This window comes from Pasteurellaceae bacterium RH1A, assembly GCA_012221805.1.
In the GTDB taxonomy this organism is placed as follows: Bacteria; Pseudomonadota; Gammaproteobacteria; order Enterobacterales; family Pasteurellaceae; genus RH1A.
Genome location: CP015195.1, coordinates 1,989,951 through 2,001,418 on the forward strand (window position 1 = coordinate 1,989,951; position 11,468 = coordinate 2,001,418).

Consider the following 11,468-nt stretch of genomic DNA (forward strand, 5'->3'; position numbering starts at 1 on the left):
GCAAATTATATTTGCCCCGCTGGCGCCAGCCTCCAGGCTGGGTGCCTTATCTATCAAAGCCTTATCAGCACCAGCGTGGATGCTAGCGCTATCAGATTATAGTTCAGGAATAATCGCCATGGTTTGCAAATTATGCTGACTGTCTAAGGTATCTAACTGCCTAAAGCCCTCTGCTATCTATGATTTCTGCCAGCCCAAACGTTTCTCTAATGCATATAAAAGCTCCTTCTTAAATTTCTCATGCACCTCTGGATCGGGCATTTTAGCCACTTCCACCTTCACAGGGTTTTCCATTGCCTCAAGTAACTGTCGGGCGCCCTTATCGCCGATAACGAATTCTCGGCTAAATGATGATGTTGCCATAATTTACCTCTCTTTTAGAACATCTTTAATACGGTTCACAATATATCACAAGCGGTCAAATTTTCATAAAAACTTGCAATTTATTACCTAGTAAGGCTTTACCGTGTTGGGGGAAAGAATTAGATAAACCTTGCCATTGAACTTAAATAGCCTTTTGTAGGGACGCATTGCATGCGTCCGTTGCGATATTTATGCCTCATCAACCTTTGATGTAATGCCTTGTTTACGGACGCATGCAATGCGTCCCTACCGATCACGCTTAATCACATTTTGAGGTTTTGAACAGTTGTAGCGAGGACGCTGGCGCTATCAGAAGGCGAATGTAATTCTCCGCTGGCGCCAGCCTCTAGGCTGGTGCCTTATCTATCAAAGCCTTATCAGCACCAGCGTGGACGCTGGCGCTAGCAATGTCCTTAAATAACAAAAAAACCCAGGGTTTCCCCTGGGTTTGGTTGCTTTAAGTTTAACTTAAGGTGCTAGATTACCACTGGTAGCCTACACCCACGGAGCCACCGAAGTCGCCACGGGTGTTGGTGTTACCTTGAAGTTTCAAGATAAGTTTACCGTTGTCGCTTGCACGAGAGTAACCCACTGCCAAGGCGCTTTCGCCTTTGAAGTGACCGGCAGAGGCGGCAACCATGGATTTACCTGGAATGTAAACCTGTGGTAGGCCTGCGGCGGCGTTAGCACCAGCGATACCTGCACGTAAGTTTTTGTTGTTGCGGTTGATCTTGTTGTCAAGATGGTTTACCGCGCCTTTTAATTGGCTTACGTTTACGGCGTCAGTGTCAGCTGTACCTGCTTTCACGTTGTGGACTTGGTTTCCGCCCATATCCACATTACCACCTGGATTAACCGTTAGGTTATTGGTTGTGGTTGTGCCTGCGTTCACAGTGTTGGCTGTAACAGAGTTCAGGTCAATATCAGCAGCCAAGCCGTAAGTGATGGTGGTGCCAACCTGTTTAACTGCAAGGTTCTTACCTGCATTGTAAGTTACGGTATCACCTGCTTTCACTGCGGTTGGTGAGCCAGTGCCTGCTACCACTTGCTCACCAGTGTTGCTCACAGTTACGTTGTGTGAAGCTTCATTGATCAAGTTGGTTACAGTGGTTGCATTGTAGTAATTGTTACCACCATTAGCTGGAGTGGCTGGAGTATCTACTTTGCCGTTTGTTACTGTACCACCAACGGTGTCCACATCAAAGGTAACATTGTAGCCTGTACCATTTACGGTTACGTTGGCTTTAGTGCCGCTACCATCAACGAAGCTCACCGCATCACCTGGGTTTACAAGGCCATCAGAACCTGCTGGAGCTTTACCTTCATTGTTGGTAATTGCCCAGCCAGAGTTGTTGATTGCATCAGCAATATTTTGAGCTGTTGCAACCTGGTTTCCGCCACCTTGGTTGTATGCTGTTTGTGCAGCATCTACTGCATTTTGAGCCGCTGTTTTATCAGCGTCTGTTGATGCTGGGTTGTTGTTTACTTCTGTTAGGTTTGCTTTTGCCTCATCTAAAGCCTTGATTAAGTCTTCAGATACAGGGCCTTTTACATCACCTTTTGGTTGAGCAGTTACTTCACCCTTGTCGATGTTAAAGGTTACGTTGGTTACTGTGCCAGCGCCTTCGCCTGTTACAGAAACTTTTGTGCCGTCGCCATCTACAAAGTTCACAACATCATCAGCATTGATGGTGCTCTTAACTGTATCAGGCTTAGCAGCATCATATTTCTCTGCAACTTTGAAGATCGCATCTTTACCGTCAACACCATCTTTACCGTCTTGACCATCTTTAACAGTGGTCGTGGTTACTGTGCCGTCGCCGCTGGTTATGGTCACAGTGTGAGTGCCATCACCATTGTCTTTAACGGTAGCTTGGGCGTCTTTACCATCAGCACCATCATTGATGGTTAGGGTTTTCTCAGAGCCAGCGATTTCTTTGCCGTCAGCGTCTTTCTCTACAAGCGTAACAGTAGTTGTACCGTCAGCTTTAGTGGTTTCTTTGACTGCAACAGAGTTACCGTCTTTACCATCGTTGATGGTTGTCTTGGTTACTGTGCCATCACCACTGGTTACGGTTACAGTGTGAGTGCCGTCGCCATTGTCAACAACTTCAGCTTTAGAGTCTTTACCGTCTTTACCGTCAGTACCATCATTGATGGTCAGGGTCTTCTCAGTGCCAGCGATTTCGTTACCGTCAGCGTCTTTCTCTACAAGCGTAACTGTGGTTGTGCCATCAGCTTTGGTGGTTTCTTTAACTGCAACAGAGTTACCGTCTTTACCATCAGTACCATCGTTGATGGTTAAAGTCTTCTCAGATCCAGTCACTTCAGTGCCATCTGGGTTCTTTTGAACAAGAACAACTTCAGTGGTGCCATCAGCTTTGGTAACGCTCTTAACTTCTACAGACTTGCCGTCTGCACCGTCTTTACCGTCTTTACCGTCTGCACCGTCTTTACCGTCTTTACCATCAGCACCGTCTTTACCGTTAGCACCATCTTTAACAGTGGTGGTGGTTACTGTGCCGTCGCCACTGATTGTGGTGATGGTGTGAGTGCCGTCGCCATTGTCTACAACAGTAGCTTGAGCATCTTTACCATTTTCACCATCTTTACCATCTTTAACTGTGGTAGTTGTAACTGTGCCGTCACCGCTTGTAGTGGTGATGGTGTGGGTACCGTCGCCGTTGTCTACAACTGTAGCTTGAGCGTCTTTACCGTTTTCACCATCTTTACCATCTTTAACTGTGGTAGTTGTAACTGTGCCGTCACCGCTTGTGGTGGTGATGGTATGAGTGCCGTCGCCGTTGTCTACAACAGTAGCTTGAGCGTCTTTACCATCTTTACCGTCAGTACCATTAGTACCGTCTTTACCATCTTTTAAGGTTGTAGTGGTTACAGTACCATCACCGCTGGTTACGGTTACAGTGTGTGTGCCATCGCCATTGTCTACAACTGTAGCTTGTGAATCTTTACCGTCAGCACCGTCTTTACCGTTAGTACCATCTTTAACAGTAGTAGTGGTTACTGTGCCGTCACCGCTTGTGGTGGTGATGGTGTGGGTGCCGTCGCCGTTGTCTACAACAGTGGCTGAAGCGTCACGACCGTCTTGACCGTCTGCACCGTCAGCACCGTCTTTACCGTCAGCACCGTCTTTACCATTAGCACCGTCTTTAACAGTGGTAGTTGTAACTGTGCCGTCACCGCTTGTGGTGGTGATGGTGTGTGTGCCGTCGCCGTTGTCTACAACAGTGGCTGAAGCGTCACGACCGTCTTGACCGTCTGCACCGTCTGCACCGTCTTTACCGTTAGTACCATCTTTAACAGTAGTAGTAGTTACAGTGCCGTCACCGCTTGTGGTGGTGATGGTGTGTGTACCGTCGCCGTTGTCTACAACTGTGGCTGAAGCGTCACGACCGTCTTGACCGTCTGCACCGTCAGCACCGTCTTTACCGTTAGTACCATCTTTAACAGTAGTAGTGGTTACTGTGCCGTCACCGCTTGTGGTGGTGATGGTGTGGGTGCCGTCGCCGTTGTCTACAACAGTGGCTGAAGCGTCACGACCGTCTTGACCGTCTGCACCGTCAGCACCGTCTTTACCGTCAGCACCGTCTTTACCATTAGCACCGTCTTTAACAGTGGTAGTTGTAACTGTGCCGTCACCGCTTGTGGTGGTGATGGTGTGTGTGCCGTCGCCATTGTCTACAACAGTGGCTGAAGCGTCACGACCGTCTTGACCGTCTGTACCGTTAGTACCGTCTTTACCGTCTTTACCGTTAGTACCATCTTTAACAGTGGTAGTTGTAACTGTGCCGTCGCCGCTTGTGGTGGTGATGGTGTGGGTGCCGTCGCCATTGTCTACAACAGTGGCTGAAGCATCACGACCGTCTTGGCCGTCCGCACCGTCAGCACCGTCTTTACCGTTAGTACCATCTTTACCATCTTTACCATCTTTTAGGGTAGTTGTGGTTACAGTGCCGTCACCGCTGGTGAAGGTTACAGTGTGGGTGCCGTCGCCGTTGTCTACAACTGTGGCTGAAGCGTCACGACCGTCTTGGCCATCTTGGCCGTCTGCACCATCTGCACCGTTAGTACCGTTTGTACCGTCCTTACCATCTTTACCGTCTTTTAGGGTAGTGGTGGTTACAGTACCATCACCGCTGGTGAAGGTTACAGTGTGAGTGCCGTCGCCATTGTCTACAACAGTAGCTGATGCGTCACGACCGTCTTGGCCATCTTGGCCGTCTGCACCATCTGCACCGTTAGTACCGTTTGTACCGTCCTTACCATCTTTACCATCTTTTAGGGTAGTAGTGGTTACAGTACCATCACCGCTGGTGAAGGTTACAGTGTGAGTGCCGTCGCCATTGTCTACAACAGTAGCTGATGCGTCACGACCGTCTTGGCCATCTTGGCCGTCTGCACCATCTGCACCGTTAGTACCGTTTGTACCGTCCTTACCATCTTTACCGTCTTTTAGGGTAGTAGTGGTTACAGTGCCGTCACCGCTGGTGAAGGTTACAGTGTGAGTGCCGTCGCCGTTGTCTACAACAGTAGCTGAAGCGTCACGACCGTCTTGACCGTCTGTACCATTTGCACCGTCAGCACCGTCTTGACCATCTTTACCATTTTTAACCTTGGCTTCTTCTGTTGTGCCGTCGGTGTTGGTGATGGTGATGGTTACGCCTTCATCGGTTTCGGTTGCGGTGATTTTCGGGCCTTCCACGTCAAAGGTAACGGTGGTTACGCCGTTGGCTTCGGTAGTGGTGTTTACCTTGGTGTTTTTGCCATCAACGAAATTGATGGTGTCGCCTGGGGTTACGTTGCCGATGTTGTTGCCTTTATCCGCCACCCAGAAACCTTGGTTTACATAGGTGTTTAGGTTGGTTAGGGCATCGCCTACATTGGTGGCTGGTGCGCCAAACAATGTCGTGCTGCTGCCTGCTGTGTTTGGTGCAACGTTACCTGTGTAGGTGTTGTAGGTTGGCGCGGTTAATGAACCGTTCGGGTTCACTGTTACGCCACCGCCCAAGTGGTTGGCTGTGCTGTTGGCCAGTCTGCCTAGGGCTTCTTGAGTTAGGTAGAGCTGTGAGCCGTTGATGGCGTCTGTTGAATCCGCGTTGATACGGCCTGCGGCTACGTTGATAAGCTGACGGGCGTTGCCATCAGTACCAATACTGACCACAGAAGTTGGTGAGTTGCCTGCAAAGCCTGAATAAGTAATGCCTTCAACCGTGGCGGTGTTTGTACCAACAGCACCAGCAGTAGTAGAGCCTTGACCAAGGGCAACTGAGTTTTCATGAGTGGCTTGAGCACCTGTACCAACAGCAACCGCATTTTGTGCTGAAGCGGCGGCTGATGTACCCATAGCTGTGGCGCTTTCTGCTGAAGCATTAGCACTACGACCGATGGCAGTAGCGTTTGGTGAGTTGGCAGCTACAGTTGCACCATGACCAATGGCATTTGAACCAACTGATCCTGCTTGAACATTAGCATCACGGCCGATGGCACTACTTTGACCTGAAAACACTTTTACATTGGTACCGATACCCACACCGTCACCAGCATTGCCTACGGTTACATTGTTAAAAGCACCCATTGAGATGGCAAAAGTACCGTTTGCAGTGTTGTTATAACCGTATGTTTGGGCGGCTTGGCCGATTGCTGTGCTGACCGCACCCATGCTAATAGCATAGTTGTCTTGAGCTAGGTTGTTAGCACCGATAGAGAGCGCAACTTCACCAGTGGCAGTTGCCAACTGGGTGTTACCAGAGATGTTGGCTGATGCACCAAGAACCATCGAACCGATGCCTGAAGCAGTGGTGCCGTTACCAATAGCAGTTGCACCTTGGCCTGATGCTTTGGCATTGTTACCAATCGCCATTGTACCAAGTTCGCCTGTCGCATTGGTGTTGTTACCAATGGCGATCGCACCTTGACCTTGGGCGTATGAGCTATTACCTGTTGCAACTGTGTTGTTGCTGGCGGCGGTTGCATTACTACCAACAGCAACAGCGGCATTGCCTTGGGCTCTAGAAACCACGCCGTTACCTGCACTGATAGCAACCGCTCCTTCGTGGTCTGCCACAGCACCTGCACCAAGAGCAGTCGTATATGCAGAAGCGCTTGCTTGTTTACCTAAAGCGACTGCATTTACACCGCTAGCCTGGGCTCGATCACCAATAGCTACAGCAGAGGTTCCTGCCTGAGTAACTGAGGCACCACGGCCAACAGCAATTGCAGCTTCGGCAGCAGCACTAGGAAGTAAGCCGTTACCCGAACCAATAGCGATGGCGGATGCATTGTTTGCAACTGCACCAGAGCCAAGAGCAACAGAATAATCCCCCGTTGCATCAGCTCCTGTTTCATTAGGACCAGCACCACCGATGGACACAGATTTGTTGCCTTGAGAACCACCTACGTTTTGACCGATGCGGACAGATGTGCCGTCGTTTGTGATGATGGCGGCGGTGGCGAGTTGGGAAACGCCTGATGCAGCCAAGGCGACTGCGGTTAATTTAGCAAGTTTGCTGGTTTTGGTTTTACCCTTTGAACGGCCTAATTCTGAAACGGCAACCCAAGATTGCGTTGCGTGATTCCAAATGACTTTAAAGACTTTGTTCATAAAATCCTCTAAAAGTGAAATAAGATTGAACTTTCTTCCACAATTTGTTACTGAAAAACAAGAGAAAGCACCCGAAAACGGGTGCCTTCCTTTGCATAAAAAATAAACTACGCTTTCCTTGAAGCGCACGGAGCCAAATGTAGCAAAAACATGCAACAAAATAAAGCTTATCTTCACTAATTTACATAAAGTGTCTTATTTGTCCTTTTCTTTACAATCAAATTGATATCCTGCGGCTATAACTTAACTCTTTAGGGGTAGATAGTTGTTAAATATTTGTAAAATATGGGGTTTTGAGGGCCGCTTGTGGGGGGGCTGTGGGGGGTGGTTTACCGCACCGATGACCTTACGAGGCTCTGATAGCGCCAGCGTCCTCGCTGGTGCTGATGGCTTCTTGATATAAAAGGCACCTGCCTGGAGGCTGGCGCCAGCGGGGGCAAGAAAAATTGACATTTCTCTTTTCCCAACATAGGATTAAATACATATAGAAGAGGAATAACAATGAGGAGGCTCAATAATACAAGCAACTTTCGGACTCGCCATCTTCGCCTGTATTATGGTCGGTTTTGCTTATGTAGCTTACCGTATTAGCGATACATAAATAGCTAACCTAGAATGTACAGATAGCGCCGCCAGGCTGGTGTTGGTAACTTGTTGATATATAAGGCACCAGCGAGGACGCTGGCGCCATCAGTGCAGCTATTTCAAGCCCTTCCCATCATTCCAAGACACCGTATAGTCCACAGGCAAACGGCTACTTTTAAGCGGTTCCGCGGCGGGTTTGCCCAGGGCAATCAGCATCACAGGGGTATAGCGTTCTGCATTAACGGATAGGATTTCTAAGACCTTTTCACGATCAAAAATCCCGATGGCATGGGTGTCAAAACCCTTGTCCTTGGCCACCAACATAAGCTGCATAGAAGCTAGGCTGGTATCAATCAAGACCTGATCCCGAACGGATTCAGGCGTGGCATTATTATGCACCCCCAGAAGGAAGTTGTACTTGTTATCACGAAAGCCTTGAGCCAGGCAGTTTTCTGCCACTTCCTTGTCTAAAATATCGTCTAGGGCCAATTCATAGCGTAAATCTGCCAAGACCAAAATCAGGGCAGAGGCCGTTTCACAGGGCAGGGTATTAAAGGCAACGTGGTTGCTTAGCTCATTTTTAATGGCCTTGTCGTCCACCACCACAAAACGCCAGGGTTGCAGATTGGCCTTAGAAGGGGCCTTTTGGGCCTGGTTGATGATCTCGCTTAAGGTCTCTCGGCTGATGGTGGCTTCTCGGTCAAAGGCCTTGATGGTTTTACGTTGGTTGATTGCGTCTAATAGTTCCATTGTCTTTCCCTTAATGATTGTGATTAAAAAGTTGGATCATGGCCAGTGCCTTGCGCTCAATTTCTCGCCATTCGGTTTCAGGCTCAGAGCCTTCCACAATGCCAGCGCCAGCATACACCCTGGCCTGGTTTGCTTGCAGCTGGGCCGAACGAATGGTCACGCAAAATTCGGCTGCTTGGGGCGAAAAATAGCCTAGAGTGCCGGCATACCAGCCCCGCTCAAAGGGTTCGACCGCCTGGATAAAATCAAAGGCGCTCTGATAGGGAATGCCGGCCACAGCCGCCGTTGGGTGGAGGTGGGCTAGAATCTGATTGTCTTGCACGCCTGGCTCTAAATGGGCCTGAATGCTGCGATAAAGGTGTTGCACCAGGCTTAGGCGTTTGATTTGCAGGTCGCTGACCTCAATATCCTTGACCAGCTCAACCAGGTTCTCTTGGATTTCCTCTACCACCAGCCAATTTTCGTAGCTGTTTTTTAGGTCGTGCAAGAGCCAGTCGGCATTGGCCTGGCTTTGGGCTTCATTTTCACCCACTGCCACCGTCCCTGCCAGGGCTTCAGTTTGCAAGTGATGGCCTGTGCGGGCATAGAGCCGTTCAGGGCTGGAGCCGATAAAGGCACGCTCCTTATTTTCCGCCCATAAGAAATGGTAGCTATGTGGGTTTTTGGCCTGGCTGGCATTCAGTAGGCTATAAGGACAAAGGGGCTGGGCGAAGGTCAATTCGGTGGCATTGGCCAGCACCACCTTGTTAAAGGCCTTTTGGGCCATGCCCTGAATGGCCTGGCCGATATTGGCCTGCCAACGCTCAAAATTGCAGAGGGCGTGCTGGTTAAGCAGGGTATTTTGCCCCGTTTGTAGGCTGGCAAGCTCTTCAAAATCGGCCAGAAAATCCTCAATGGAGGCGATTTCGCTGGCCTTTAAGGTCAAACAAGCGGTCAAAATTGGGCCTTTTTTTACAAGCAGGAGGCGGGGCAAAATAAAGCTGGCCTGGTTGTTAAATTGCAGGCCGCCGACTAGGGCGAGACCATGGGCCTGGCTAAAGGCTTGGGCGGAGGCAAGAGAAGAAAAGGCTTCCACGGCCCCGCTGGCAAGGAGGGTACACTCATCTTCCCGTTGCTGCCAGAAAAAATGCGGATAGGCCGATTTTGCCCCAAGCCAACCCAAGAGTTCTGAACCAGACAGGCTTTGCTTGGCTTGAACCTGAAGCTGCACATAGTCTTTGCCCTGCAAATCGGGCAAGGCGGTTTGGCTAAGTGCTTGTTTTAGTTGGCTAAATATCTTCATTTGCAAAAAATCGTCAATCTCGACCCGCTTGTGATAAAAAAGACCAACATTTTACCGCATTTCCCCTTTTTTTTCCTACCAAATAGGAGTAAAGTTCGACAATTATTTGATCAAAACACAACAGGTAAAAGAATGAGTATGGATCGCTTCCCAAAATCCGATAAATTATCCAACGTTTGCTACGACATCCGTGGCCCGGTGCATAAAGAGGCCCTGCGTTTGGAAGAAGAAGGCAATAAAATTTTAAAACTCAACATCGGCAACCCGGCCCCCTTTGGCTTTGAGGCGCCAGATGAAATCTTGGTGGATGTGATCCGCAACCTGCCAACCGCCCAGGGCTACTGCGATTCCAAGGGGCTTTATTCTGCCCGTAAAGCCATTGTGCAGTATTACCAATCAAAGGGCCTACGTTCCATTGATGTAAACGATGTTTATATTGGCAACGGGGTGTCGGAGCTGATCACCATGGCCATGCAGGCCCTCTTAAACGATGGCGATGAGATCCTCATTCCTATGCCAGACTACCCCCTTTGGACGGCAGCCGCTACCTTAGCAGGCGGTAAACCTGTGCATTATTTATGCGATGAGGACAATGAATGGTTTCCAAGTGTGGAAGACATCAAAGCCAAGATTACCCCTAAAACCAAAGGGATTGTGATCATTAACCCTAACAACCCGACAGGGGCGGTTTATAGCCGTGCCCTTCTGTTAGAAATTGCCGAAGTGGCCCGCCAGCATAATCTCATCATCTTTGCCGATGAAATTTACGACAAGATCCTCTACGATGGGGCAGTTCACCACCATGTTGCAGCTTTGGCGCCTGATCTCTTAACCGTCACCTTTAACGGGCTTTCCAAGGCCTACCGTGTGGCCGGCTTCCGCCAGGGTTGGATGGTCTTACACGGCCCGAAAAACCAGGCCAAGGGCTATATTGAGGGCTTAGATATGTTAGCTTCCATGCGGCTTTGTGCCAACACCCCTATGCAGCACGCCATTCAAACGGCCCTGGGTGGCTACCAAAGCATTAATGAATTTATCCTGCCAGGCGGGCGTTTATTGGAACAACGTAATAAGGCCCATGAGCTTTTGGTGCAAATTCCTGGCATTACTTGCGTGAAACCAAAAGGGGCCATGTACCTCTTCCCGAAAATTGACACCGAAATGTACGGCATTAAGGACGACCAAAAATTTGTCTTTGATCTGCTCCAACAGGAAAAGGTGCTATTAGTGCAAGGCTCTGGCTTTAACTGGCACAAACCTGACCATTTCCGTGTGGTCAGCCTGCCTTATGTCCACCAGCTTGAAGAAGCCCTGGGGCGTTTGGCAAGGTTTTTGCAGACTTATCGACAATAGGAAAAAGTCGGGCTTGGCCCGACCTTTTTAATTGAGAAGAGGAAGAAAATCTGGGTTTAAGATCTGTTCTAAAGACCAAATTGGGGTTTGTGGAAAGGTATTTTCATCTAAACCGGTTTCTCTCGCACAGGAGATGAGGGCTAATTCCCAAATATCAGGCAAAAACTGCTCATCATAGAGGCGGGATTTTAGGGAAGGTGAACGCTTGAGGCGTTTTTCAATCCGTGTACGCTGTTCCTTGATGGTTAAAAGCCAGCTTCTGCCCTGTCTGTTGGGTTGAAATTGCCATTTAAGCAGGTGCATAATCAAAATTTCTAGGCGGCTTTCTAATTCAGACAGTTCAGAATTACCCATGATTTCAAGCTCCTCGGCAAGATGTTGTATATCAATTTTATCGAACTGCTGGTGGTGAAGGAACCTTGCCTGCTCATTGACCCAGCCATAGAGATCGCTTTGATAACTAATGGTCATAATCACTCCTTTTTATGAGGAAAACGCTTGGATTATAACCCT

6 protein-coding genes are annotated in these 11,468 nt (G+C 49.1%); 1 reads left to right on the forward strand and 5 read right to left on the reverse strand.

The features are described 5' to 3' along the window. Nucleotides 1–177 precede the first annotated feature (177 nt). The 4 genes from A4G20_09395 to A4G20_09410 form a co-directional block, all read right to left on the reverse strand. Nucleotides 178–363, reverse strand: a complete 186-nt coding sequence (locus A4G20_09395) for a hypothetical protein (GenBank protein QIW16534.1) — start codon at nucleotides 361–363, stop codon at nucleotides 178–180. A 481-nt stretch (nucleotides 364–844) separates the two neighbouring features. Further along, nucleotides 845–6,985 (reverse strand): hypothetical protein, encoded by a 6,141-nt coding sequence (locus A4G20_09400; GenBank protein QIW16535.1) that lies wholly within the window; start codon nucleotides 6,983–6,985, stop codon nucleotides 845–847. Between the two features lie 699 nt (nucleotides 6,986–7,684). After that, complete coding sequence (locus A4G20_09405; protein ID QIW16536.1) at nucleotides 7,685–8,320, reverse strand: nitroreductase; 636 nt, start codon at nucleotides 8,318–8,320, stop codon at nucleotides 7,685–7,687. A gap of 10 nt (nucleotides 8,321–8,330) precedes the next feature. After that, nucleotides 8,331–9,602, reverse strand: a complete 1,272-nt coding sequence (locus tag A4G20_09410) for a hypothetical protein (protein QIW16537.1) — start codon at nucleotides 9,600–9,602, stop codon at nucleotides 8,331–8,333. Nucleotides 9,603–9,740: 138 nt separating this feature from the next. Between A4G20_09410 and A4G20_09415 the strand changes: the two genes are divergently transcribed. Further along, nucleotides 9,741–10,955 carry an aminotransferase gene (locus A4G20_09415; GenBank protein ID QIW16538.1) on the forward strand — a complete coding sequence of 405 codons (1,215 nt, stop codon included), beginning with the start codon at nucleotides 9,741–9,743 and terminating at the stop codon, nucleotides 10,953–10,955. A gap of 27 nt (nucleotides 10,956–10,982) precedes the next feature. On the opposite strand, the gene A4G20_09420 is transcribed toward A4G20_09415, so the two are convergent. After that, nucleotides 10,983–11,426, reverse strand: a complete 444-nt coding sequence (locus A4G20_09420) for a hypothetical protein (GenBank protein ID QIW16539.1) — start codon at nucleotides 11,424–11,426, stop codon at nucleotides 10,983–10,985. Nucleotides 11,427–11,468: the final 42 nt, after the last annotated feature.

What these genes read in the sequence shown, in the direction of transcription:
- A4G20_09395 (QIW16534.1), bottom strand. Translation starts at nt 363, where the DNA reads ATGGCAACATCATCATTTAGCCGAGAATTCGTTATCGGCGATAAGGGC.
- A4G20_09400 (QIW16535.1), bottom strand. Translation starts at nt 6,985, where the DNA reads ATGAACAAAGTCTTTAAAGTCATTTGGAATCACGCAACGCAATCTTGG.
- A4G20_09405 (QIW16536.1), bottom strand. Translation starts at nt 8,320, where the DNA reads ATGGAACTATTAGACGCAATCAACCAACGTAAAACCATCAAGGCCTTT.
- A4G20_09410 (QIW16537.1), bottom strand. Translation starts at nt 9,602, where the DNA reads ATGAAGATATTTAGCCAACTAAAACAAGCACTTAGCCAAACCGCCTTG.
- A4G20_09415 (QIW16538.1), top strand. Translation starts at nt 9,741, where the DNA reads ATGGATCGCTTCCCAAAATCCGATAAATTATCCAACGTTTGCTACGAC.
- A4G20_09420 (QIW16539.1), bottom strand. Translation starts at nt 11,426, where the DNA reads ATGACCATTAGTTATCAAAGCGATCTCTATGGCTGGGTCAATGAGCAG.